This window comes from Pseudomonas sp. Kh14, assembly GCF_900291005.1.
Classification (GTDB): Bacteria; Pseudomonadota; Gammaproteobacteria; order Pseudomonadales; family Pseudomonadaceae; genus Aquipseudomonas; species Aquipseudomonas alloputida.
In genome coordinates, this window is record NZ_OLKJ01000034.1 from 217,243 (window position 1) to 241,173 (window position 23,931).

The following is a 23,931-nucleotide window of genomic DNA, read 5'->3' on the forward strand; positions in this document are numbered from 1 at the left end:
GTTTTAAAGGAGGTCCCAATGGCCACTATCCAGATCATGTCCGTTGTCGGTAGCGCCGTTCCCGCCTCACTGCGTGAGCAGGGCCTGCTGGCGTGCTGGTACCTGGTTCGCAACGGCGAAGCCGTGAGCGGCCCGATGCCGACCCGCGCCTCAGCCCAGGCACTGGTCGAACAGTTGCAACCAGGCACCTTGGTTGCCTGAACCAAATTTGTTGTGCGTTGCTCCCTGCGCCCTTGTCGCCCGCCAATTTGGCGGGCTTTTTTTCTTCACGGTTTGACCGGGCTGCCAGCTCATGTTTGGCCGCTACTGCCCAGCTTACTGGTCAGCACCATGACCTTGCCTTGCAGCCGGCCTACGGTCATCACCAGCTCGTTTCGCTCCCTGGTGAGCAGATCAGCTTTTGCCTGCGCCTCCCTTCTCGCATCCCGTTCGATGTCCAGCAGCTCTGTCAGGTGGCGGATGACGGCAATTTCTGCAGTGTCCATTGCGCGGTCGACTGCATCCCTCGACAACCATTTGCGCAGCCACAAAAACGCACCCAGCAATACAGTCCCCGTACCGCCCAGCCAAGTGACGGTGCCCGGGCCGAGGTCGGTCGGATCCATGTGAACCTCATTACAGATGATGATGTGATCAGCCGTGGAGAAAAATGTCTCGCTAGCTTTCCTTGTTCGTGCGCTTAATTTAGCCTACAGCTAACAACACGACAAGAGCAGATTTAGCCATGCGCACATTTAGCAGCAAGCTAAACACTGGCATGCTTCACCCCATGGACATCTACCAAATTCGCAAGCACAACCTGGTGAAACTGATCGGCAGCCAGAGAAAGGGGACCTGCGCAGAGCGCTGGGGGATGGCGCCTGCACACCTGAGCCAGATCCTTTCCGACAAGACTGTAAAAAATCTGGGCGATGACGTGGCCCGTCGCATCGAGGGCATCGAAGGCTTGCCACGGGGCTGGTTCGACGCGCTGTCGCCAGGCGAACACATGCAAGCGGCTGTCGAGCCAGGTGACAACAAGCTCTCTGCAGCCGACCTGGTCAGACAGATGCTTGCCCGAAGCGGCAAAGGCATCTCCGAAGAGACCCGGCAAAGGCTGCTGGCAGCGGCGCAAGAGCCTGCAGATGCCACGCTGCTGGAAGCCGAGCCGCTTCGCCCCGGCCTGGTCGGTGACGAAGTGTGGATCGCCCACTATGACGTACGGGCAGCCATGGGCGGTGGCCAGATCCCCCACGACTACCCCGAGATGTTCAAGGACGTTCGCGTCAGCCCCAGTCACCTGCGCGAACTGGGCGTGACGTTCAGCGAGCACCATCACCTGAAGATGGTGACCGGCTGGGGCCAGTCGATGGAGCCGACCATCAGGCACCGCGACCCGCTGATCGTCGACGTCAGCATCCGCGAATTCGTCGGCGATGGCATCTACTTCTTTTCCTGGGGCGATCACATCTACATCAAGCGGCTACAGATCGCGGACGAGGACCACTTCGAGATGATCTCCGACAACTCGCGGCACAAAGACCGTATGATTCGTCGGGAAGAGACCTACATACAGGCCAGGGTCCTGCTGGTGTGGAATGCCCACCTTGTATAAACCGAAGCCCGCCCTGACCGGCGGGCTTTTGCTGAAGCTCAGAACGGTGCAGCCTCCCCGACCTGCGCCTCGCAGTCGCGTTCGACGATAAAATCATCACGCTCTTCCACGCTACTGCGCGCCCATCGCACCGTCACGCTAGCGTCATCATTGAACGTCAGCTGCAACTCGGGCATTTCCAGCAGCTGGCCCATCACCTCCTCCCATTCCGCTTCACCGTCGGTATCCAGACGATGCACCACTACCCAGCGCTGCGTCTGTGCGAGCGGGTGGTTGATCATTGACGATACCCGCAGACTAAGCCGCTCTATTCCGGTCATCTCCTGGCGCTGTTGGGGTTCCGACTTCATGTGGCTTGCCATATTCTCATCCTGATAGCTGTATATTCGTACAGTACTCAGCGAAAGCTTAGCTCACTGCCAAATCCTGCGTAAAGCCCCCCATTGCGGAAAAATTTCGCCAGTAGGTAATTTCCCGTGGAGCGAAAATAATTTAGCCATAAGCTATTGACCGTTATTTAGCTTGAGGCTAACTTTGTGTTCAGCCGTCGCTTGTACGGCTGCTATGCCACTCAAACCTTTTCGCCAGGAGTTCCCCCATGGCCGTAGATATCAGCCACCTCACCATCGCCACGCCGGTAGCCGTCTCCTCAACCAACCCCGTTGCTCTGGAGCTGAACGGTGCTGAAGCGATTGCCCGCTTTCCCAGCATCGTGACGGTGCTCAGCGATGGCTCGATCCAGTTCTCAGCCCCAACCAAAGGTGCTTCGAGCAAAAGCACCCACAGGACACGCTGCGAATGGACAGAAACGCAAGACTGGACGCTGGCCAGCGCCCAGGATCACTGGAATCGCCAGACAATGACGCTGACCAAGGTCAACTCGGCGCAGAAGGTGGTCATCGCCCAGATGCACGTACGCGGGGACGACGGCCCGCCGGTAAAGGTGTTCTGGAACAAGGGCAACATCACCCTGGGGTTTCGGCGCACCTTCAACCAGACCGACCCGGTGAATTCCCCAATCCTGAAGGGGGTGCCACTGGGTGCGACCTTCCACATCAGCATTCACACCACGTCTGAAGGTGTGGTAACCGTGACGGCCGAATGCAACGGGGTATCCGCTTCGTCGGGCGATTTGCAGCTCGACAGTACCTGGGCTTCACGCCTGTTCGAGTTCCACGGCGGGGTCTACAACCAGGTCGACTACACCGACGCAACGCCCGCCGAGGATGGCTCGATCTGCATCATCAGCGAACTCTCGCTCATCCATCGCTGAACGCGAAGGCCGGCAGGGCATCCCGATGCCCTGCCCTGATATCGAAAGCCCTGATGCTGTTGCAGGTATGCAAAAACCCAACACGGGGTCCATCCCATCCCTATCTGATGGGTGAAGAATGGGTACAGGATTAAATATCGTTCACTTTGCGCCCTTTAGTCATAAGGCATTCGACAGTAATTCAGCCATACTCCAGAATGCATCGGTTTTTAGGGGGAAAACCCTTGCACAGCCAACGACATACCAACTTTTAGTGAGCCTCAACGTGAAAACTTCCCTGTCCATCCTCAGCCTGCTGCTGTTGCTCACAGGTACCGCGACCCTTCCGTCGACTGCTGCTGCACAACCCCCGGCCCAGGTTCAACGTGACCCATCCAAACTGCATCTGGCTTCAGGCAGCGCTCTGCTGATCGACCTGAACAGCAACAAGGAGCTGTATTCGAGCCATGCCGACCGCGTGGTGCCGATCGCTTCGGTAACCAAACTGATGACGGCGATGGTGGTGCTGGATGCCAAGCTGCCCATGGATGAAATGCTCACCATGACCATTGCCAACAACCCGGAAATGAAAGGCGTGTACTCGCGCGTGCGCCTGGGCAGCCAGTTGGACCGTCGCGAAACCCTGCTGATTACCTTGATGTCGTCGGAAAACCGTGCGGCCAATAGCTTGGCCAACGCCTATCCCGGCGGTTATCCGGCGTTCATCAAGGCAATGAATGCCAAAGCCCGCAGCCTGGGAATGGCCCATACCCGCTATGTTGAGCCGACCGGCCTGTCGACGCAGAACGTATCCACTGCCCGCGACCTGGCCAAGCTGCTGATGGCCTCGCGCAAGTACCCCATGCTGAGCGAGCTGTCGACCACCCGCGAAAAGACCGTCGCCTTCCGCAAGCCCAACTACACGCTGGGTTTCCGTAACACCGACCACCTGGTGAACAAAAGCAACTGGGATATCAAGCTGACCAAGACCGGCTTCACCAACGAGGCCGGGCACTGCCTGGTACTGCTGACCCGCATGGATAACCGCCCGGTGGCCATGGTCATTCTCGATGCCTTCGGCAAGTACACCCACTTCGCCGATGCCAGCCGCATGCGTCAATGGCTGGAAACCGGTACCGCCAAGCCGGCACCGGCGGTGGCCATGCAGTACAAGGCCGACCGGCAGAACAAGGGGCGGTTGGCGGCCGAATGACCGCCATATCCTGGAACGAGCGGGCTTGTTCGCGAAACAGACAACGCGGCGGATAGCACGGGCTTCGCCCGTGTTCGCGGGTAAACCCGCTCCTACGACGACCTGCGCCCAATCACCAATGTATGTCCACCCTCAATAGGTGTAGGAGCGGGTTTACCCGCGAATACGGTAGCGGCGGCAACGGTGAACGGCGGGTGAAATTGGCCAGCAGGCCCGGCCCTTTCGCGGGTGAACCCGCTCCTACACGACGGCCTGCGCCCAATCCCCCTGTATGTCCACCCCCGCGCCTACAGGCGACTGCGCAGGCTTTTAAATTTTGAGCAAGACCGCTGTCAGGCCGTAGCGCTGACCATGCCTCCCGCACTGCTGCCGCCCTCTTGCTGCAACAGCTCCAGCAACTGCGCCGTGGCCGCCATGATCTGCCCGTTGAGGGTGGCAATGCTCGCCTGCTTGGCACCTATCGCTGCCGCCTTGGCAGTCTCGTCCATCTTGCTATTCTGCAATGCCACCAACTGTTTCTGCTCTTCTGCCAGCTGCTTCTGCAGATCCTTGATCAATTGACGCAGCTCGCTCACAGCCCCCGATTCGCCACTGCCTTCAGTGTCGGTGGATTGCGCCTGGCTACCCGCCGACACCCTCATGCTGTCACTGCTGATGCTCAACGGCCCCACCGCCTCACCGGCCTGTTTCGCCTGTTCACGCTCGGTTGCTGCATTCGCGCTCAGCGTCTGTGCTGAAACACCATTGATCATCAGGTTGCTTGCCGTGATGCCGCTCATGTCGATTCCCTGCCTGAAGGATTGGTCCTTGCCGTAACCAACACATCGGCCGCCTCACGCTGTTCTTTAGCCCGCTTAAATTCCCCCTCGGCTGGCTCGTTCCAACTCATGTACTTGCGCAGGAGCCGGAGCCCCGGCGGGCGTCCATATTCGACCATTCAGGGAATCGCAGCCATGAGCCAGTCCTCACAGCAGGAAACCATCAAAGACATGATCGGCGTGGGCTTCGGCCCCTCCAACCTGGCCTTGGCCATCGCCCTGGAAGAGCTCGCCGAATCCCGGGGCCATGCGCTCGACGCACTGTTCATCGACAAGCAGCAAGACTACCACTGGCACGGCGAGACCTTGGCTACCCAGAGCGAGTTGCAGATCTCGTTCCTCAAGGACCTGGTGTCGCTGCGCACCCCGACCAGCCCGTACAGCTTCGTCAACTACCTGCACCAGAAGCAGCGCCTGGCCGACTTCATCAACCTCGGCACCTTCTACCCCTGCCGCCTGGAGTACAACGACTACCTGCGCTGGGCCGCCGAGCATTTCACCTCTCAGGCGGTGTATGGGCAGGAAGTGTTGCGCATCGAACCGCACCTGCATGCAGGCCGGGTCCAACACCTGTGCGTGATCACGCGTGACAGACAAGGCCGCGAATACAGCCGCCCCACCCGCTCGGTGGTGGTGGGCAGCGGTGGCACACCGAAAATTCCGGAAAACTTCGGCGCCTTCAAGGACGACCCGAGGGTCTTCCACCACTCGCAGTACCTGAGCAGCCTGACCAAACTGCCGTGCACGGCTGGCAAACCCATGCGCATTGCCGTGATCGGCTCAGGCCAGAGCGCCGCCGAGGCGTTCATCGACCTCAACGACAGCTATCCGTCAGTCAAGGTCGACATGATTCTGCGCGGCTCGGCTCTCAAGCCCGCCGACGACAGCCCCTTCGTCAATGAGATCTTCTCGCCCGACTACACCGACCTGGTCTACAACGAACCGGCCGACCAGCGCAGCAAACTGCTAGGCGAATACCACAACACCAACTACTCGGTGGTCGACCTCAACCTGATCGAGCGCATCTACGGCATCCTCTACCGGCAGAAGGTTGCCCATCAGCACCGCCACAACGTGCTGTGCCGGCGCCAGGTGGAAGCTGTGGTGGCCACCCGCGAAGGCCTGGAACTGACCCTGCGCGACCTCGCCACCGGCCAGCAGCAAACCCACCGCTACGATGCCGTTATCCTCGCCACCGGCTACGAGCGCCGCTCGCACCGTGAATTGCTGGCGCCGCTGGCCGATTACCTGGAGGACTTCAGCGTCGACCGCAACTACCGCGTACTGGCCAGCCCCGACCTGCAAGCCTCGGTGTACCTGCAGGGCTTCTGCGAAAACAGCCACGGCCTGAGTGACACCCTGCTTTCGGTCCTGCCAACCCGCGCTGCGGAAATTGGCCGAGCGCTGTACCAGGATCTGGAGCAGCTGCACGAAAAACCCCAAGCAGCAGTGGCGCTGACCCGCGCCTGACCCCTCTGCAACCCGCCATCAAGGCCGGACTGACGCCTCGTGCGCAGTCCGGTTTTTGTGCTTTGAAACATTTAGTTTCATTTTAACCTGCAGGTTTTCAATTCTCATTCGTCCTTATCAGTACAGCACTCTTTGGTTGGCACACGCTCGACCACCAATAGCAGAAGACCGTCTGATGGCCAAATCACCGAAAAAATCCAAATCCAGGCTGTGGTTCCTGGTCCACAGCTGGCTCGCCTTGCCGATCTGGTTCTTTGTCCTGATCGTCTGTTTCACCGGCATGCTCGCCGTGGTCAGTCAGGAAATCGTCTGGCTCGCCGATCCGGCCGTGCGCGCCAACAAGCCAGACGCGAACACCGAGCGCATGAGCTTTCAGCAGGTACTGGAGGCCTTGAACAAGGCCGAGCCGGACATGGTGGTGGAGCGCCTGAGCCAGCCGGATGGTTCGCACTTCGCGGTAAAAGCTAATGTAACCCTGCCTGATGGCACCAGCCCGACGCTGTATGTAAACCCCTACACCGGAACCATTCAGGGCAAGACCCCAGACTTCAACTTCGAAGCCTTCACCCGCGCCCTGCACGGCTGGTGGCTGGTGCCGTTCACCAACGGTTTCAGTTGGGGCTGGTACCTGGTATCGCTGCTCGGCCTGCCGATGCTGGCCTCGCTGGTCACCGGCCTGGTGGTTTACAAGAAGTTCTGGAAAGGCTTTTTCAAACCCGTGCGTACCGGCCATGGTTCGCGAATCTTCTGGGGTGACCTGCACCGTCTGTCCGGGGTGTGGTCAATATGGTTCATTGCGGTCATTTCCATCACCGGCACCTGGTTCCTGATCCAGGCGATCCTGTTCGACAACCACATCACCATTTCCAGCCGACCCATCGTGCCGGTGATCGCCCGTGAGGAGGTACCGCAAACGCCAGATGGCAGCCCCGCCTCGCGCATCGACCTGGACGAAGCGGCGCGCCTTGCCGGCCTGGCGATCCCGGGGCTGGAAGTGACCTCCATCTCGCTCCCCGCCACTGCCTACAGCCACGTCACGCTGTCTGGCCCGGGCTGGTACCCGTTGATGTTCCAGAGTGCTTCGGTGAATCCGTACACACGCAATGTCGACAGCCAGTTCCTGATCAGCGACCGTTCGGCCCTGGAGTTCGTCACCGAGTCCATGCGCCCGCTGCACACCGGCGACTTTGGCGGTTTGCCGATCAAGCTGGTGTGGTTCTTCTTCGGCCTGATCCTCACCCTGATGGTGCTTAGCGGCCTGCTGATCTGGACCAAACGCACCGCCCAGGCCACCGCCGCGGCCCTCAAGCGCAGCGAGCGCGCTCCACGTGCGGCACACAGTGAAACCACCGTGGAGATCCACTCATGAGCCAGGCCCTGCCCGCCAGCCCGCTGAAGCAGCTTTGGCTGAAGTGGCGTTTTCACCTGAACATCCTGCTGATCCTGATCCCGCTGGGCTTCATGCCCAAGTACTTCGCCGACGCCAGGCTGTTCCGCGGCGAGGCGGGCCTTGGCGCCAACGTGATCAGTGACATCCAGGTCGGCCCCTACAGCCTCGACCTAGCCGAACTGCGTGACGAGGCGCCACGCGCCGACGGCCCGGCCGGCTACTTCAAATCGTTCAATGCAGCGTTGTGCAAGGCCTGCATAAAGGACGTCAAGGCCTCCTACCTGCGCATCGGCAAGCCACGCAGCCTGCGCGCCGCCGGCACCATCTTCTTCGGTGCACCGTACAACATGGGCACCTCGTTGCCGATCCCGCCGCGCACCAAACCCGATGCGCACATCTGGATCACCCTGGAAGGCTGGGACGGCAGCATGCACCAGGCGTCGATCCCCCTGGCCAAGGCATCGCCAGCCACCGTTGCATGGCTCGAGAAACAAGGAGGCAACAAATGAAACACCTGATGCGCACCCTGACGCTGCCCTTCCTGGTACTGGCCGCCAGCCCGGCGCTGGCGCACAACCCGATGTGCGAATGCGAGGAACTGGCCAACGGCCAGGTCAAGTGCACCGGCGGTTTCTCGGACGGCAGCGGTGCCCCCGGGGTGACCCTGGACGTGATCGGTTATGACGAACAGGTGTTGGTCGGCGGCAAGCTTGGCGACGACTCGACGCTGACCTTCAAGCGCCCGGACGGTGAATTCTATGTGCTGTTCGATGCCGGCCCCGGGCACGTGGTGGAAGTGGACTACGCCGATATCGCCCAACCATGAGCCGCGCCCAAGTCATTCGCCCGGCCGGTGCCGGGCACGAAACCCTGTACGTGCTGCTGGCAAGCCTGCTGATCGTGGTACTCGCCGCCAGCGTGGTGCTGCTGCGCGGTGAGCGCGAGGACGAACAGGCCATCGCCAGCTACCAGATCGACGCCCGCCGCGACCTCACCGCCGCCGAACAAGGCCTGTACACCGACCTGCGGGTAGCCTTCGACGAGATCCAGCTACTGCGCGAAGAAAACGCCGTCACACCCAGCGTAAAGGCCCTGGCCGAAGAAGGCCTGCCGCCGTTCGTGGTCGATGCCGGCAGCCAGAGCCGTGGCGCCCACCAATGGTCATGGCTGGAACCCGGCGCCTACCTGGGTCGCAGCCAGGCCCCGGAAGTTGCCGGCAGCCTGCTGCTGATCCTGCCACCCGACAGCACAGGCCAAGCCGATGTCTGGCTGCGCCGCGACAGCGCCGCCGTTATCCCGGACGACCTCGGCCAGGCCGCCCTGATCGCCGCTGGCTGGCAGCAGGTGGTCAGCCACTACGACGCCGGTGTTACCCGCGAACACCGTCACTGAACCCAAGGACCCGCCCATGTTTCGCTCCGCCCTCGCCCTGCTCCTGACCCTTGCCCTGCCGGCACTGGCCCTGGCCGATAACAGCAAGCCGCTGCGAATCGGCATCACCCTGCACCCCTACTACAGCTACGTGAGCAATATTGTCGGCGACAAGGCCGAGGTGGTTCCCCTGATTCCGGCGGGCTTCAACCCGCACGCCTACGAGCCGCGGGCCGAGGACATCAAGCGCATCGGCACACTGGACGTGGTGGTGCTCAACGGTGTTGGCCATGACGATTTCGCAGACCGCATGATCGCCACCAGCGAAAAACCCGACATCGCCACAATCGAAGCCAATCAGAACGTGCCGCTGCTGGCGGCCACCGGCATTGCCGCGCGCGGTGCCGGCAAGGTGGTCAACCCGCACACCTTTCTGTCGATCAGCACCACCATCGCCCAGGTGAACAACATCGCCCGTGAACTGGGCAAACTCGACCCGGACAACGCCAAGTTGTACACGCAAAACGCCCGTGCCTACGCCAAACGCCTGCGCGCCCTGCGTGCCGAGGCCCTGGCCAAGGTCACCGAAGCCCCTGGCGCAACGTTCCGGGTCGCTACCATCCATGCCGCCTATGACTACCTGGTGCGCGATTTCGGCCTGGAGGTGACCGCTGTCGTCGAGCCGGCCCATGGCATCGAGCCCAGCCCGGCGCAGCTGAAAAAGACCATCGACCAGCTCAAGGCGCTGGACGTGCGGGTGATCTTCTCGGAAATGGACTTCCCGTCGGCCTATGTCGAAACCATTCAGCGTGAGTCCGGTGTGCGCCTGTATCCGTTGACGCATATCTCCTACGGCGAGTACACCAAGGACAAGTACGAGGTGGAAATGAAGCGCAACCTCGACACGGTGGTCCGCGCCATTCAGGAGAACCGCGCATGACCGCTGCCGCCAAGCTGGCGACAGCCTGCGGGCCGCGCATCGAGTTCACTGGCATCGACCTGACCCTGGGGCGCACGCGTATCCTCGAACAGGTCAGTTTCAGCGTGGCAGCAGGCAGCGTGCACGCCATCGTCGGCCCCAACGGCGGTGGCAAGAGCTCGTTGATCAAAACCCTGCTCGGGCAGATGCCACACCAGGGCCAGCTGACCTTGCATTGGCCAGGTGAGCACGAAGTGATTGGTTACGTGCCGCAGGCACTGGAGTTCGACCGCGGCCTGCCCATGACCGTGGACGATTTCATGGCCGCCATGTGCCAGCGCCGCCCGGCCTTCCTCGGCCTGTCGCGGCGCGTGAAGCCGGCCATTGATGCAGCCCTGGTAAAGGTTGGCATGCTCGACAAGCGCACGCGGCGCATGGGGGCACTGTCCGGCGGTGAGCGCCAGCGCGTGCTGCTGGCCCAGGGCCTGATCCCCGAGCCGCAGTTGCTGGTGCTTGACGAACCGATGTCGGCCCTCGATGAAGCCGGAATCCAGGTGTTCGAACAGTTATTGCAGGGCTGGCGCCAGGCCGGCACTACCGTTCTGTGGATCGAGCATGACCTGGAAGCCGTGTTGCGTCTGGCGGACCGGGTAACAGGCCTGAACCGCCAGGTGCTGTTCGATGCGCCGCCTGCCCAGGCCCTGACCCCGGAGCGCCTGCTCGGCCTGTTCTCCGTTCACCCGCGTAGCGAGAGCCTTGCCTGATGAGTTTTGAAATCTTTCGCCAAACGGTCCAGGGCTGGGCCACTGCCGGTTATCTGCCCGAGGCGCTGGCCTACGGTTTCGTGGTCAATGCCTTGCTGGCCGGCCTGATGATCGGCCCGGTGCTGGGCGGCTTGGGCACCTTGGTGGTAGTCAAGCGCTTTGCGTTCTTCTCTGAGGCGGTCGGCCATGCGGCGCTGACCGGCGTGGCCATCGGTATCCTGCTGGGTGAGCCCTATACCGGCCCTTACGGCAGCCTGTTCGGCTACTGCCTGCTGTTCGGCATCCTGCTCAACTTCCTGCGCAACCGTACCGGGCTGTCGCCGGACACACTGATTGGCGTGTTCCTGTCGGTGTCGCTGGCGCTGGGCGCCAGCCTGCTGCTGATGCTGGCGGGCAAGATCAACGTACACATCCTCGAGAACGTGCTGTTCGGCTCGGTGCTGACCGTCAGCGCCCAGGACTTGCTCGTGCTGGGCATCGTCGCAGTGCTGGTGCTGGCCTTGGCGCTGCCGCTGTACAACCGCATCATGCTGGCCAGTTTCAATCCGCAGCTGGCGGCTGTGCGCGGGGTGGCGGTGAAGACCCTGGACTATCTGTTCGTCGTGCTGGTGACGTTGGTGACCGTGGCTGCGGTAAAGGTGATCGGGGCCATCCTGGTCGGTGCACTGCTGGTCATCCCGGCCGCCGCCGCTCGCCTGGTCAGCCAGTCGCTCAAGGGCTTTTTCTTCCTGTCAGTGCTGATTGCCACCATCAGTACCCTGTTCGGCATCCTGCTACCGATCGTTTTCGACCTGCCGGTGCCGTCAGGGGCCGCGATCATCCTGGTCGCCGGCATCTGCTTTGCCCTGGCCGCCCTGGCCCGCGCGCTCGTTCCCCGCCTGCAAGGAAACCCGGCATGAACTTCAAACACCTGACCCTGGCGCTGGCACTGGCCGGCCTGCCGTCCCTGTCTTTCGCCACGCAAGTGCTGACGACCCTGCCCGTCACCCATAGCCTGGCCAGCGCCTTGCTCGAAGGCACTGCGGTGCAACTCCAGCGGGCGGCACCGGCCAACCTGCCTGCCAGCCGCCAACCGTCGTATTTCAGCGGGCGTGGCGGCGCAGGCCTGCACAAGGCCGCCCAGCAGGCAGATGCGGTGATCGCCGTGCGTTCGATCTGGCGCGACGACCCGCTGTACCCGGTGGCTCGGCGCAGCAATATCCGCATTGTCGAGATCGATGCCGCACGACCGGTGGATGGTGCCCTGCCGGGCATTGCGGTGAGCGGTGACGATGCCTATGACGCTTACCCCTGGCTCAACCCGACCAACCTCGGGCGCATGGCCGACGTGGTGGCCAATGACCTGGAGCGCCTGGCGCCTGACGACAAGGCAAAGATCCAGGGCAACCTGGCAGGGCTCAAGCGCCAATTGCTGGAGCTTTCGGCCAGCAGCCAGACGCGGTTGGCCAAAGTCGACAACCTGACGGTGGTGAGCCTGTCGGAGCGGCTGGGGTATCTGGTCAACGGGTTGAACCTGGATGCGGTCGAGCAGCCACTGCCGGCCGAATGGGATGCAGCCGCCCTAAAGGCGCTAGGGGACAACCTGAAGGCGCAGGACGTGGCACTGGTGCTGGACCATCGTCAGCCGGACGCGGCAGTGGCCGAGGTGATCAAGGCGGCCGGGGCCAAGCTGGTGGTGGTGGAGAGTGACCCTGAAGATGCGATTGCGGGGCTCGAGGCCAGCGTTGACCAGGTGGTGGGGGCATTGGGCGGGCGCTGATCGGACAGGCTCGCGCGGCTGCGGTGGACACGCACCGGTGGTTCGTAGGAGCGGGTTCACCCGCGAAAGGGCCGGGCCTGCTGGCCAATTTCCACCCGCCGATCACCGTTGCCGCCACCACCGTATTCGCGGGTAAACCCGCTCAAGGATCGCGGTTGCTGCCAGGCTAACGCTTCATGCACCGCTGATAGCGCTCATCCACCCGCCCGGCAAACCAGGCCGTGGTCAGCTTGCGGGTAATCTTCGGGCTCTTCAGCTCGATGCCCGGTAACACTGCGCGGGGCACCGGTTTGCCGGCTTTGGCATCCGCCAGGGCGAACACCCCGCTATACAGCTTGCTGTCCTCGAACGCCAGGCTGTCGGCCTCCTCCAGCTGGCTTCGGATCTGCGGGTTACGCAGCCCCAGCTTCACCCCCAGCTTGCGCGCGGCCAGTTCAGTCGTCCCCGGCATGATCGCCCCCGGCGCCACCAGGTCGCCGTCCAGTGCCAACTTCACCCCCGTGACCTTGCTCAATGCCGCCTGGAATGCCGCATTGCGGCTGGCGTACCAGCCCGCGTTGAAATCGGCGAAACGGTAAAGCTGGCGCTCGTAATTGGCCGGGTAGCCCAACAGGTGGGCAATACCGAAGTACATGCCGCCGCGCCGGCTGAACACTTCCTGCCGAATCGTGCCTTCATGGCTGTAGGGGTAATCCCTTGCATGCTTTTCGGCGAAGTCGATGCTGACCTGCATCGGCCCACCGGTGTGCACCGGATTCAGCCCGTCCAGCAAGGTATTGCCCAGCGGCACGCGTGCAACGACTTCGTCGTACAGTTCACTCAACTGTTTTTCGCTGCGCACCGTCTGCAAACGCTGCTGGTAGCTCTGGCCGTTGCCCGACGGCGTTTTCAGCGCACCGTCGACCAGCAGCTTGGGAATATGCAGGCGCGCAGCGCGGCGGTCGATCTCCTGGCGGGCGATACGCCCAAGGTTGGGCACCTGCGGGTCCGCAGTGAAGGTCGACTCCTGTTCGGTCACCGCCAGCACTGCGCACAGGTTGCTTTTACTGGGCGCTATGCGCTGGGCTTCGAAGGCTGCCTGAATATCGTTGGCCCAACCCTCGCGGTCCTTGACCTGGGCGGGTAACAGCCGCAACAGCTGCGCACGGATTTTGGCCGGGTCCGCTTCGGGCGCTTCTTCGCGGCGCCCGGCACAGCCTTGCAACAGCGCCAGGGCCATCAGCGAAATGGCAAGTAACCGGCCGTTCAGGGCTGTTCACCGACCAGATAGGTTTTGCTGATGTGGCGGAACTGCGGGTGCCCGGCACTGCCCATCAATTCGAACAACACCATCTCGCGGGTCACTACCTGCGCGCCGGCAGCACGCATGCGCGCCAGGCCTGCGGCCTTGCTGGCCGGGGTGCGGCTGTCGCAGGCATCCTCGACCACGAACACTTGCTTGCCCAGCGCCAACAGGCCGAGCACGGTCTGCAGCACGCAAACATGGGTTTCCATGCCGCAGACGATCACCTGCTCGCGGGCCATCAAACTGGCTGGCAGGCACTCGGCAGCCACGCAGGAAAAGTGACTTTTTTCCACCACTTCGGCTGTCGGCGCTGCGGCCAGCAGTTCGGCCAGGGTATGACCCAGGCCTTTGGGGTACTGCTCGGAAATCACCGTCGGCAGCGCCAGCTCGGCAGTCGCCGCCAGCAACCAACGGGCCCGTGCCCGAGTGCCTTCGGGGTCGCTCATGGCACCGATCAGTTTCTCCTGGATGTCGACGACCAGTAGCGTGGCCTTAAGTGGATCGATCAGCATTGTCTGCCTCTTGCCTGGGAAAAACCCTAGCCTCCCCCAGGCAAGCGGTGACGTCAATCAGGCAGACAGCCGAAGCGGTTGCAGCGACGCGGTCAGCGCAGCGAGCACACGGTCTTCCTGCTCATGGATGAAGAAATGGCCACCCGGGAACATCTGCAGCGAGAACGCGCCTTGGGTTTCACTGCGCCATGCCCGCAGTTGCTCATCGCTGGCCCGGTCTTCCACGCCACCCAGCACATGCAGTGGGCACTGCAACGCCGGTCGCTGCCGGTATGTGTAAGTGCCGCACAAAAGAAAATCGGCGCGCAAGGTCGGCAAGGTCAGGCTCATCAGCTCAGCGTTGGCCAGCACTTCTTCAGGCGTGCCCTGCAGCGCGCGCAACTCGCTGATCAGCTCGGCGTCGCTCTTGGGCTCGCGCCAGTTGTTGCCGTCGTAGTCCTCACGCCGGGTAGGTGCCGCGGTGCCGCAGGCGAACAAGGCCAGCGGCGCCGGGCAGCCCAATGCCTGCAGCTCATGGGCCAGCTCGAAGGCCAGCAGTGCACCCAGGCTGTGGCCGAGCAACGCGTAAGGAGCGCTTGCCGCCAGTCGCTGCTCGCTGGCCAGTTGCCGAGCCAGCACTTGCATGTCGGTGTGCAGCGACTCGGTCATGCGCGCCCCCCGCCCAGGCAATTCCACCGGGCGCACCTGCAACCATGCCGGCAGCTTGCGCCGCCAGCGGCTGTAAACCATGGCGCTGGCCCCGGAGTACGGCAGGCACAGCAGGTTCAACACGGTCACTGGGCGGCAGCTTCAGCCATTTTCTGGCGCAGGCTCAGCGGGCGCATGTCGGTCCAGACTTCATCGATGTAGGCCAGGCAGTCCTTCTTCAGGCCGCTTTTGCCCACAGCTCGCCAGCCATTGGGGATGGCTTTGTAGTCGGGCCAGATCGAGTATTGCTCTTCGTGGTTGACCACTACCTGGAACTGGATATCGTCGCGGTCGAAAACGGAAGTCATTGCCTGTCTCCTTAAATGATGATGCCGCTGCGCGCCTGGCGCAGGGTGGCTTTCAAGTAGACGTAGCAAGCGGTGTAAAAATTAACGGAATTGACGCGCCCCCATGTGGGCGCGGCCGATGCCGGTATCAACGCTCAGGTATCACGCAACAGGTCATGCGTATCGAGCAACCGGAACGCAACCTGCGGATTACGCTCCAGCCCGCGCCGGATCGCCGCCGGGATAGACTGCCGGGTCTTGCGGCACAGCCCGGGCTGATCGTCCAGTTCGATGACGATGCCGCGCATGGTCCGTACCTCGTTGTAACCGGGGGCGATGTGCACGCGGATGCCGAGGTTTTCGTACAGGCGCTGCTGCAGACGTTGAAGGTCTTCCAGGTCCTTCAGGTTTTCCAGCCGTTCGAGCAGGCGTTTTTCTTCCTGCCGGGTCAGCAAGAGGATGCGCTGGGCGGCCTGCGGATGGTCGGCCAGTTGCTCGCGGCCGCAGACGCAGGCGCCAGGGGGGCAAGGTTGGCGTAAAGGAACGGGTGTACTCATAGGGCAAGCATAGCCTGTAGCAACGGTCAGAGCTGCGCCAGCCGCGCGCGCAGGAAGCTGACAAAACCCTGCACCGGCCGCGCCACCTGCCGGTGCTGCGGATACACCGCCGACAGCTGCAGCGCGGGCGGGCGCCACTCATCCAGAACCGTCACCAGTTGCCCCTCCGCCAACGCCTGCCCAACGATAAAGGTCGGCAGGTAAGTGACCCCCATCCCGGCAATCGCAGCCCCCCGCAGCAACTCGCCATTGTTCGCCCTCATGCGTCCAGTCACCTGAATTGCCTGGGTTTTGCCACCTTTGTGAAATTGCCACTGCACCTGCCGCGAATGCCCATAGGGCAGGCAATCATGCGCGGCGAGCTCATCCGGTTTTCCCGGCACTCCCCGTGCTTGCAAATACGCCGGGCTCGCACAGTAGACCCGCTCGACACTGGCGATACGCCGGGCGATCAGGCTGGAGTCCTCCAGTGCACCAATCCGCAGCGCCAGGTCATAACCTTCGCCAATCAGGTCCACGGCGCGGTCGCTCAGGTCTACCTCCACATCAACCTGGGGGTGCAACTGCAGAAACTCGGTCAGCAGGCAGCCCAGGTGCGCCATGGCAAACGACAGCGGCGCGCTGAGGCGCAAGGTGCCGCGCAAGACCTGGGCCTGGCCGCTGATGTCGTGTTCGACCTGCTGCACTTCACCCAGCAGGCGCAGGGCCGACTGGTAGTAGTGCTGCCCCAGTGGCGTGGCATCGAGGCGCCGGGTGGAGCGGTTGAGCAGGCGCACGCCCAGGCGCTCTTCAAGCTGCATCAGACGCCGGCTGACCGATTGCTTGGACATGCCCAGACGGTCGGCGGCAGCGGTGAAACTGCCAGCCTCCATCACCTGGGCAAAGATCCGCATGTCTTCGTAAGGGTTCATTGTCTCACTCTTGCTGACAGTCAAACACTTTATAGCGGCTTTTTCCCACGAGTGCATCTGCCTAATCTACGCACAAGTCGCAGCGATGGCCCCTCAGGCCAGGCAAGACGCCCACTACCAACATTTGCAAAGAAAAGGATTCGCCCATGAACATTGTCCACAAAGCCCTCACCGCCTCCCTCCTGGCCCTGTCTGTTTCCAGTGCCTTCGCCGCAGGCAGCCCTGGTGTCGAACAACACACCCAGGCCTTCCTCGAAGCCCTGGAGAAAGGGGGGGGCAAGCCGCTGGAACAGCTCACACCAAACGACGCCCGTGCGGTACTGACCGGCGCCCAGGCCTCGGTAAAGGTCGACCTCTCGGGGGTCGAGGTGAAGGAACGCACGATTCAGGCCAATGGCCAGTCGATCAAGCTGCAAGTGGTACGCCCGACGAATGTCAAAGGTGATCTGCCGGTGTTCATGTTCTTCCACGGCGGCGGCTGGGTGCTGGGCGACTTCCCGACCCACCAGCGACTGATCCGCGACCTGGTGGTCGGCTCGGGTGCGGTGGCGGTCTATGTGGACTACACCCCGTCACCGGAAGCGCACTACCCGACGGCGATCAACCAGGCCTACGCCGCGACTCGCTGGGTGGCCGAGCATGGCAAGGAGATCGGCGTGGATGGCAAGCGCCTGGCGGTAGCCGGCAACAGCGTTGGTGGCAACATGGCGGCGGTTGTTGCACTCAAGGCCAAAGAGGCCGGCACCCCTGCCCTGCGCTTCCAGCTGCTGCTGTGGCCGGTGACCGATGCCAGCTTCGAGACAGCATCGTACAAGCAGTTTGCCGAAGGACACTTCCTGACCACCGGGATGATGAAGTGGTTCTGGAACAACTACACCGTTGATGCAAAGGCGCGGGCGCAGATCTACGCCTCGCCGCTGCGGGCGTCCGCCGAACAGCTGAAGGGCTTGCCACCGGCCCTGGTGCAAACGGCTGAGTTCGATGTGCTTCGGGATGAAGGTGAGGCGTATGCCCGCAAGTTGAATGCGGCGGGCGTGACAGTAACCTCGGTGCGCTACAACGGAATGATTCATGACTATGGGCTGCTCAACCCGTTGAGCCAAGTGCCGGCAGTAAAGGCGGCGCTGCGGCAGGCGGGCAACGAACTTAAAGTGCATCTGCAGTGAGGCGATGAGCAATAGACCCGCCTGGGCGGGTCTTTTGCTTCTATTTGCGGAAACGCCCCGCAGGCTTCAATGTATCTGCCATCGATGCGAAAGGGCCGGCAAATCCTGCTCAGGGCTCAAACCCTTCCACAATGATCACCTCAGCCTTCGCCACACCTTGCCGATGGCTGCAAGCCTCCTGATACAGCTCGGACCGATAACAAGCCACCGCTTGTTCGTACGAATCGAACTCGATCACCACACTACGCTGAGGCGTAACCCTCCCTTCCATCGCCTCGCTACGCCCGCCACGGGCCAGGAAGCGACCGCCGAATGCCTTGAAGGCTGCCGGGGCGCGCTGGGTGTACTGCTGGTATTGCTCGGGGTCGGTCACGTCCACATGGGCGATCCAGTAGGCCTTCATGTGCAGCTCTCCTGTTACGGCGATATTTGTGTATGATGGTATACCATAAAATTCACCCCACCACAGTGAGCGTGCACCATGGCTTTCAACACCATCGAGGAACTTCTCGAGGACTACCGGCAAGGCAAGATGGTCCTGCTGGTGGATGACGAGGACCGGGAAAACGAAGGCGACCTGTTGATCGCCGCCGAGCGCTGCGACGCCCAGGCCATCAACTTCATGGCCCGCGAGGCACGCGGGCTGATCTGCCTGACCTTGACCGACGATCACTGCCAGCGCCTGGGCCTGGAGCAGATGGTTCCGGCCAACGGTAGCGTGTTCAGCACCGCGTTCACCGTGTCGATCGAGGCGGCCACCGGGGTCACCACCGGCATTTCCGCCGCTGACCGGGCACGCACCGTGGCAGCGGCCATGGCCCCCAACGCCCGCCCCGAAGACTTGGTGCAACCTGGCCACATTTTCCCCCTGCGGGCACGCGAAGGCGGCGTGCTGACCCGTGCCGGCCACACCGAAGCTGGCTGCGACCTGGCACGCCTGGCCGGCTTCAGCCCGGCCTCGGTCATCGTTGAAGTGCTGAACGACGACGGCACCATGGCACGTCGCCCCGACCTGGAAGTGTTCGCCTCACGGCATGGCATCAAGATTGGCACCATCGCCGACCTGATCCACTACCGCCTGAGCACCGAGCAGACCATCAAGCGCATCGGCGAGCGCGAACTGCCGACGGTGCATGGCACCTTCCGCCTGGTCACCTATGAAGACCGCATCGAAGGTGGTGTGCACATGGCCATGGTCATGGGCGACATTCGTCGCGAACAGCCGACCCTGGTGCGGGTGCATGTGATCGACCCGCTGCGCGACCTGGTGGGTGCCGAATACGCAGGTCCCGCCAACTGGACGCTGTGGGCGGCGCTGCAGAAGGTCGCCGATGAAGGTACTGGCGTGGTGGTGATCCTGGCCAATCACGAATCCTCCCAGGCCTTGCTTGAGCGCGTGCCACACCTGACCCACCCTGTGCGGCCCTATCAACGTGGCCAGTCCAAGGTGTATTCCGAAGTGGGCACCGGGGCGCAGATCCTCCAGGACCTTGGCGTGGGCAAGCTGCGTCACCTGGGGCCACCGCTGAAATACGCGGGGCTGGCGGGGTATGAGCTGGAGGTGGTGCAGAGCATCCCGTTCGACCCGGGGATGGATGGCTGAGAACACACAAGCAATTGATTTAGCGGGGCCCTGTAGGAGCGGGTTTACCCGCGAATGCGAGGGTGACACCACCGACGCATTCGCGGGTAAACCCGCTCCTACAGGGCCCTTGGTGCTTTTGACAGGGCGGAGTGATGGCCGGTCGCCTCATACCTCTTGCCAAAATCTTGGAATACCATAATATGATATCCCGTAGACCTTGAATCTGCAGGCCGCACCTACACTCACCCACGGCCACCAGACACTTTGTTTTAGCTGCTCCCCGAACACAGTTGGCGGGCGCACCACAAGCCCCGCCTCGAATAACAAAAAGCAACGAGGGCGTAACCATGCTGTTGAGCAAACGTGTAACCGCAGTGCTGTCCGCCAGCCTGCTGACCCTGGCATGTCAGGCCGCCCAGGCCGCCGACAGCCTCAACTTCGTCAGCTGGGGCGGTACGACCCAGGACGCCCAGAAAGAAGCGTGGGCCGTACCGTTCACCAAAGCCACGAACATCAAGGTCGTGCAGGACGGTCCCACCGACTACGGCAAGCTCAAGGCCATGGTCGAGAGTGGCAACGTGCAATGGGACGTGGTCGACGTCGAAGCGGACTTTGCCCTGCGCGCTGCCAGCGAAGGCCTGCTTGAACCCCTCGACTTCAACCAGATCAAGCGCGACAAGATCGACCCACGCTTCGTCTCTGACCATGGCGTCGGGTCATTCTTCTTCTCCTTCGTGCTCGGCTACAACGAAGGCAAGCTCGGGGCCAACAAGCCGGTGGACTGGACCGCGCTGTTCGACACCAAGGCCTACCCCGGCAAGCGAGCCCTGTACAAATGGCCCAGCCCCGGCGTGCTTGAACTGGCCCTGCTGGCCGACGGCGTAGCCCCCGACAAACTGTACCCGCTGGACCTGGACCGCGCCTTCAAGAAGCTCGACACCATCAAGAAAGACATCGTCTGGTGGGGCGGTGGTGCCCAGTCGCAGCAGTTGCTGGCCTCGGGTGAAGCCTCGCTCGGCCAGTTCTGGAATGGCCGTGTCTACGCCCTGCAGCAAGATGGTGCACCAGTGGGCGTGAGCTGGAAGCAGAACCTGGTCATGGCCGACTTCCTGGTCATCCCCAAAGGCGCCAAGAACAAGGAAGCGGCCATGAAATTCCTGGCCAACGCCAGCAGCGCCGAGGGCCAGGCCGAATTCGCCAACAAGACCGCCTACGCGCCGGTCAACGTCGACAGCGTGGCCAAACTGGACAAAGACCTCGCGCCAAACCTGCCAACTGCCTACGCCCAGGACCAGGTCACACTCGACTTCGCTTACTGGGCCAAGAACGGTCAAGCCATCGCGGCCCGCTGGAATGAGTGGTTGGTCAAATGAAAGTCGCCATCAACGCCCTGCATAATGCGCAAGGCACCCCCACGGGTGCCGGCGCCCCGGGCACCGCCCCGCGCCGCGCAAGCCTGAGCCAGCGCTGGAAAGGCAGCCGCAATCTGCTGCCTGCCCTGCTGTTCCTTGGCGTGTTCTTCTTCGCCCCGCTGGTCGGCCTGCTGCTGCGCGGGGTGCTGGAACCCACCCCGGGGCTGGGTAATTACGAGCAGCTGTTTGCCAACTCGGCCTACGCACGTGTGCTGTTCAACACCTTTTCGGTGGCCGGCGTGGTGACCCTGATCAGCGTGCTGCTGGGCTTCCCGCTGGCTTGGGCGATCACCCTGGTGCCCAAGGGCTGGGGCCGTTGGCTGCTGAACATCGTGCTGCTGTCGATGTGGACCAGCCTGCTGGCGCGCACCTACTCGTGGCTGGTGCTGCTGCAGAGCTCGGGCGTGATCAACAAGGCGTTGATGGCCATGGGCATCATCGATGCCCCGCTGGAAATGGTACACAACCTCACCGGCGTGGTAATCGGCATGAGCTACATCATGATCCCGTTCATCGTGCTGCCACTGCAGGCGACCATGCACGCCATCGACCCGATGGTGCTGCAGGCAGGTTCGATCTGTGGCGCCAGCCCGTGGACCAACTTCTGGAAGGTGTTCCTGCCGCTGTGCCGCTCGGGGCTGTTCTCCGGGGCGCTGATGGTGTTCGTGATGTCGCTCGGTTACTACGTCACCCCGGCGCTGCTGGGGGGCGCACAGAACATGATGCTGCCCGAATTCATCATCCAGCAGGTGCAGTCGTTCCTCAACTGGGGCCTGGCCAGCGCCGCTGCCGCACTGCTGGTGGCGATCACTCTGGTGCTCTTCTACCTGTACCTGAAGCTGCAGCCGGAATCCCCGGTTGGCAACGCGAGGTAAACCGCCATGCTCCTGTCTCCCAATGCCATGGGCCGCCCGCTGCGTACGGGCCTGTACCTGACCACCGGGGTCATCGCGGCCTTCCTGCTGCTGCCGGTGGTGTTCATCGTGTTGCTGTCATTCGGCTCGTCACAGTGGCTGGTGTTCCCGCCACCGGGCTGGACCTTCAAGTGGTACGGCCAGTTCTTCTCCAACCCGGAGTGGATGGACGCCGCACTGGCCAGCCTTAAGGTGGCCGTGCTGACCACCATCGCCGCCGTGCTGCTGGGCCTGCCCAGCGCATTCGCCCTGGTGCGTGGCCGCTTCCCGGGCCGCGAGCTGCTGTACGGGCTGTTTACCATGCCGATGATCGTGCCGCTGGTGATCATTGCCGTGGCGGTATACGCACTGTTCCTCAAGCTAGGTTACACCGGCACGCTGTTCGCCTTCGTGGTCAGCCACGTGATCGTCGCCCTGCCGTTCACCATCATCTCGATCATCAACTCGCTGAAGCTGTTCGACCAGTCGATCGAAGATGCTGCGGTGATCTGCGGTGCCTCACGCCTGCAGGCCATTTTCAAGGTCACTTTCCCGGCCATCCGCCCCGGCATGATCGCCGGTGGCCTGTTCGCTTTCCTGGTGTCCTGGGATGAAGTGGTGCTGAGCGTGATGATGGCCAGCCCCGACCTGCAGACCCTGCCAGTGAAGATGTGGACCACCTTGCGCCAGGACCTGAGCCCGGTCATCGCCGTGGCTTCGACCTTGCTGATCGGCCTGTCGTTGCTGGTCATGTTCATTGCCGCCGCCTTGCGCCGGCGCACCGAAAACGCCTGAGCGCGGAGAAAACAACAATGAGTGCAGTGATCAAAGACAACGCGCACGGCAAAACCCTCGTCAGCCTGCGCGGCCTGAACAAGCACTACGGCGACTTCACCGCCGTGGACAACCTCGACCTGGAGATCCAGGACGGCGAGTTCCTGACCTTCCTCGGTTCCAGCGGCTCGGGCAAGTCCACCACCCTGTCGATGCTGGCCGGCTTCGAAACACCGAGCAGCGGCGAGATCCTGGTCGACGGCCAGTCGCTGGTCAACGTGCCGCCGCACAAGCGTGACATCGGCATGGTGTTCCAGCGGTATTCGCTGTTTCCGCACCTGAATGTGCGTGACAACATCGCTTTCCCACTGGCCATTCGCAAACTCGGTGCTGCCGAAACCGCCAAACGCGTCGACGCCATGCTCAAGCTGGTGCAACTGGAACAGTTCGCCCACCGCAAACCCTCGCAAATGTCGGGCGGCCAGCAGCAGCGCGTGGCGATCGCCCGGGCGCTGGTGTACGAGCCGCGCATCCTGCTGATGGACGAGCCGCTCGGCGCGCTGGACAAGAAGCTGCGTGAAGACCTGCAGGACGAACTGCGCCAATTGCACCGCCGCCTGGGCATCACCATCGTCTACGTCACCCACGACCAGGAAGAAGCCATGCGCCTGTCCCAGCGCATCGCCATTTTCAGCCACGGCAAGATCGTCGGCCTGGGCACCGGTTACGACCTGTACCAGAACCCACCGAATGCCTTTGTCGCATCGTTCCTGGGCAATTCCAACTTCCTGCGGATCAAGGCCAGCAGCAACGGCGCGGGCAGCTTCGAGGGCCAGCCAGTGGCCATTCGCTTGACCCCGGGGCTGGCCGCCTCGCAGGATGCACTGATCATGGTGCGCCCGGAAAAGGCCGTGGCCCTGACCGCCGAACAGGCCACGCGTGACCCGCTGCCGGCGGGTTGGAACGAGGTCACTGCCAAGGTTGGCGAAGTGCTGTTCCTGGGTGAAAGCCAGACCTGCCATGTGGTGACTGCAGGGGGTACCGAGCTGACCGTGAAGGCACTGTCGGCGGCGGGCATGCCGATGCAGCCGGGCGACAGCGTGAAGGTGCGTTGGGCAGTGGCAGACGCTTGCATTTATACCGAATGGGCCGAGAGCGACCTGAGCAAGTCGGCCGGGGCGCATTAACGCTCTTGTGCGTTGCAGCGCCTGCCAGATCGAGCGCCGCCCGCGCGGCACACGATCTGGCAGGCGCTGCACTATTGGAGGCGTACGCCCCGTCACATTATCATCACGCCACTGTCGTAATCTGC

General features: G+C 62.6%; 29 protein-coding genes. 19 read left to right on the forward strand and 10 right to left on the reverse strand.

The genetic code is table 11. The features are described 5' to 3' along the window. Positions 1–18 precede the first annotated feature (18 nt). Positions 19–201: a hypothetical protein gene (locus FQ668_RS18045; RefSeq protein ID WP_014590513.1), complete on the forward strand. Its 183-nt coding sequence runs from the start codon at positions 19–21 to the stop codon at positions 199–201. An 89-nt stretch (positions 202–290) separates the two neighbouring features. Here the strand turns inward: FQ668_RS18045 and FQ668_RS18050 are convergent, their stop codons facing one another. Continuing rightward, positions 291–605 (reverse strand): hypothetical protein, encoded by a 315-nt coding sequence (locus FQ668_RS18050; RefSeq protein WP_019438357.1) that lies wholly within the window; start codon positions 603–605, stop codon positions 291–293. 164 nt (positions 606–769) lie between these two features. On the opposite strand from FQ668_RS18050, the gene FQ668_RS18055 reads away from it, so the two are divergent. After that, positions 770–1,594: a S24 family peptidase gene (locus tag FQ668_RS18055; protein ID WP_019438358.1), complete on the forward strand. Its 825-nt coding sequence runs from the start codon at positions 770–772 to the stop codon at positions 1,592–1,594. Between the two features lie 38 nt (positions 1,595–1,632). Here FQ668_RS18055 and FQ668_RS18060 read toward each other — a convergent pair whose 3' ends face one another. After that, on the reverse strand, positions 1,633–1,956 hold the full coding sequence (locus FQ668_RS18060) for a DUF1654 domain-containing protein (RefSeq protein ID WP_019438359.1): 324 nt from the start codon (positions 1,954–1,956) through the stop codon (positions 1,633–1,635). 236 nt (positions 1,957–2,192) lie between these two features. Between FQ668_RS18060 and FQ668_RS18065 the strand changes: the two genes are divergently transcribed. Continuing rightward, positions 2,193–2,867 carry a polysaccharide lyase family 7 protein gene (locus FQ668_RS18065; RefSeq protein ID WP_014590509.1) on the forward strand — a complete coding sequence of 225 codons (675 nt, stop codon included), beginning with the start codon at positions 2,193–2,195 and terminating at the stop codon, positions 2,865–2,867. 265 nt (positions 2,868–3,132) lie between these two features. Continuing rightward, positions 3,133–4,059, forward strand: coding sequence for a D-alanyl-D-alanine endopeptidase (gene pbpG / locus FQ668_RS18070; protein WP_019438360.1), 927 nt, complete (start codon positions 3,133–3,135; stop codon positions 4,057–4,059). A gap of 332 nt (positions 4,060–4,391) precedes the next feature. Here pbpG and FQ668_RS18075 read toward each other — a convergent pair whose 3' ends face one another. After that, a complete protein-coding gene (locus tag FQ668_RS18075; protein WP_019436721.1) occupies positions 4,392–4,838 on the reverse strand; it encodes a hypothetical protein in 447 nt (148 codons plus the stop codon). Positions 4,839–5,012: 174 nt separating this feature from the next. Here FQ668_RS18075 and FQ668_RS18080 point away from each other — a divergent pair, with 174 nt between their 5' ends. The 9 genes from FQ668_RS18080 (at position 5,013) to FQ668_RS18120 (ending at position 12,550) form a co-directional block, all read left to right on the forward strand. Continuing rightward, positions 5,013–6,347 (forward strand): lysine N(6)-hydroxylase/L-ornithine N(5)-oxygenase family protein, encoded by a 1,335-nt coding sequence (locus tag FQ668_RS18080; RefSeq protein ID WP_014590506.1) that lies wholly within the window; start codon positions 5,013–5,015, stop codon positions 6,345–6,347. A 175-nt stretch (positions 6,348–6,522) separates the two neighbouring features. Continuing rightward, entirely contained in the window at positions 6,523–7,716 is a 1,194-nt protein-coding gene (locus FQ668_RS18085; RefSeq protein WP_014590505.1) for a PepSY domain-containing protein, read from the forward strand. Next, complete coding sequence (locus tag FQ668_RS18090) at positions 7,713–8,246, forward strand: hypothetical protein (RefSeq protein WP_019436720.1); 534 nt, start codon at positions 7,713–7,715, stop codon at positions 8,244–8,246. The genes FQ668_RS18085 and FQ668_RS18090 overlap by 4 nt, the downstream gene beginning before the upstream one ends. Next, the gene (locus tag FQ668_RS18095) at positions 8,243–8,563 is read left to right on the forward strand and encodes a hypothetical protein (RefSeq protein ID WP_014590503.1); all 321 of its coding nucleotides are present in this window, start codon (positions 8,243–8,245) and stop codon (positions 8,561–8,563) included. Before FQ668_RS18090 ends, FQ668_RS18095 begins: the two co-directional genes overlap by 4 nt. Next, a complete protein-coding gene (locus tag FQ668_RS18100) occupies positions 8,560–9,129 on the forward strand; it encodes a DUF6162 family protein (protein WP_014590502.1) in 570 nt (189 codons plus the stop codon). Before FQ668_RS18095 ends, FQ668_RS18100 begins: the two co-directional genes overlap by 4 nt. A 16-nt stretch (positions 9,130–9,145) precedes the next feature. Beyond that, positions 9,146–10,048 (forward strand): metal ABC transporter substrate-binding protein, encoded by a 903-nt coding sequence (locus FQ668_RS18105; protein ID WP_019436719.1) that lies wholly within the window; start codon positions 9,146–9,148, stop codon positions 10,046–10,048. Then, positions 10,045–10,791: a metal ABC transporter ATP-binding protein gene (locus tag FQ668_RS18110; RefSeq protein ID WP_014590500.1), complete on the forward strand. Its 747-nt coding sequence runs from the start codon at positions 10,045–10,047 to the stop codon at positions 10,789–10,791. The genes FQ668_RS18105 and FQ668_RS18110 overlap by 4 nt, the downstream gene beginning before the upstream one ends. After that, on the forward strand, positions 10,791–11,690 hold the full coding sequence (locus FQ668_RS18115; RefSeq protein WP_019436718.1) for a metal ABC transporter permease: 900 nt from the start codon (positions 10,791–10,793) through the stop codon (positions 11,688–11,690). The genes FQ668_RS18110 and FQ668_RS18115 overlap by 1 nt, the downstream gene beginning before the upstream one ends. Then, positions 11,687–12,550, forward strand: a complete 864-nt coding sequence (locus FQ668_RS18120; protein WP_014590498.1) for a metal ABC transporter solute-binding protein, Zn/Mn family — start codon at positions 11,687–11,689, stop codon at positions 12,548–12,550. Before FQ668_RS18115 ends, FQ668_RS18120 begins: the two co-directional genes overlap by 4 nt. Before the next feature lie 166 nt (positions 12,551–12,716). Here FQ668_RS18120 and FQ668_RS18125 read toward each other — a convergent pair whose 3' ends face one another. The 6 genes from FQ668_RS18125 to FQ668_RS18150 all read right to left on the reverse strand — a co-directional run bounded on the left by FQ668_RS18125 (position 12,717) and on the right by FQ668_RS18150 (position 16,789). Beyond that, positions 12,717–13,769: a DUF1615 domain-containing protein gene (locus FQ668_RS18125; protein WP_014590496.1), complete on the reverse strand. Its 1,053-nt coding sequence runs from the start codon at positions 13,767–13,769 to the stop codon at positions 12,717–12,719. Between the two features lie 26 nt (positions 13,770–13,795). Further along, on the reverse strand, positions 13,796–14,347 hold the full coding sequence (locus tag FQ668_RS18130; protein ID WP_019436717.1) for a hydrolase: 552 nt from the start codon (positions 14,345–14,347) through the stop codon (positions 13,796–13,798). Positions 14,348–14,404: 57 nt separating this feature from the next. Then, a complete protein-coding gene (locus FQ668_RS18135) occupies positions 14,405–15,124 on the reverse strand; it encodes a thioesterase II family protein (RefSeq protein WP_019436716.1) in 720 nt (239 codons plus the stop codon). Continuing rightward, entirely contained in the window at positions 15,121–15,342 is a 222-nt protein-coding gene (locus FQ668_RS18140) for an MbtH family protein (protein WP_003256222.1), read from the reverse strand. The genes FQ668_RS18135 and FQ668_RS18140 overlap by 4 nt, the downstream gene beginning before the upstream one ends. A 134-nt stretch (positions 15,343–15,476) precedes the next feature. Further along, positions 15,477–15,878, reverse strand: a complete 402-nt coding sequence (locus FQ668_RS18145) for a hypothetical protein (RefSeq protein ID WP_010954639.1) — start codon at positions 15,876–15,878, stop codon at positions 15,477–15,479. 26 nt (positions 15,879–15,904) lie between these two features. After that, positions 15,905–16,789 (reverse strand): LysR family transcriptional regulator, encoded by an 885-nt coding sequence (locus FQ668_RS18150; RefSeq protein ID WP_010954640.1) that lies wholly within the window; start codon positions 16,787–16,789, stop codon positions 15,905–15,907. A gap of 146 nt (positions 16,790–16,935) precedes the next feature. On the opposite strand from FQ668_RS18150, the gene FQ668_RS18155 reads away from it, so the two are divergent. Further along, positions 16,936–17,955, forward strand: coding sequence for an alpha/beta hydrolase (locus tag FQ668_RS18155; RefSeq protein ID WP_019436714.1), 1,020 nt, complete (start codon positions 16,936–16,938; stop codon positions 17,953–17,955). A gap of 109 nt (positions 17,956–18,064) precedes the next feature. On the opposite strand, the gene FQ668_RS18160 is transcribed toward FQ668_RS18155, so the two are convergent. Continuing rightward, the gene (locus tag FQ668_RS18160; RefSeq protein ID WP_014590490.1) at positions 18,065–18,358 is read right to left on the reverse strand and encodes a DUF1330 domain-containing protein; all 294 of its coding nucleotides are present in this window, start codon (positions 18,356–18,358) and stop codon (positions 18,065–18,067) included. Positions 18,359–18,436: 78 nt separating this feature from the next. On the opposite strand from FQ668_RS18160, the gene ribBA reads away from it, so the two are divergent. The 5 genes from ribBA (at position 18,437) to FQ668_RS18185 (ending at position 23,806) form a co-directional block, all read left to right on the forward strand. Then, complete coding sequence (gene ribBA / locus FQ668_RS18165; RefSeq protein WP_014590489.1) at positions 18,437–19,558, forward strand: bifunctional 3,4-dihydroxy-2-butanone-4-phosphate synthase/GTP cyclohydrolase II; 1,122 nt, start codon at positions 18,437–18,439, stop codon at positions 19,556–19,558. A 329-nt stretch (positions 19,559–19,887) separates the two neighbouring features. After that, complete coding sequence (locus FQ668_RS18170; RefSeq protein ID WP_004576593.1) at positions 19,888–20,913, forward strand: ABC transporter substrate-binding protein; 1,026 nt, start codon at positions 19,888–19,890, stop codon at positions 20,911–20,913. Further along, positions 20,910–21,827, forward strand: coding sequence for an ABC transporter permease (locus tag FQ668_RS18175; protein ID WP_014590488.1), 918 nt, complete (start codon positions 20,910–20,912; stop codon positions 21,825–21,827). Before FQ668_RS18170 ends, FQ668_RS18175 begins: the two co-directional genes overlap by 4 nt. A gap of 6 nt (positions 21,828–21,833) precedes the next feature. Further along, entirely contained in the window at positions 21,834–22,640 is an 807-nt protein-coding gene (locus FQ668_RS18180) for an ABC transporter permease (RefSeq protein ID WP_003256236.1), read from the forward strand. 17 nt (positions 22,641–22,657) lie between these two features. Then, positions 22,658–23,806 (forward strand): ABC transporter ATP-binding protein, encoded by a 1,149-nt coding sequence (locus FQ668_RS18185; protein WP_014590487.1) that lies wholly within the window; start codon positions 22,658–22,660, stop codon positions 23,804–23,806. Positions 23,807–23,931 lie beyond the last annotated feature (125 nt).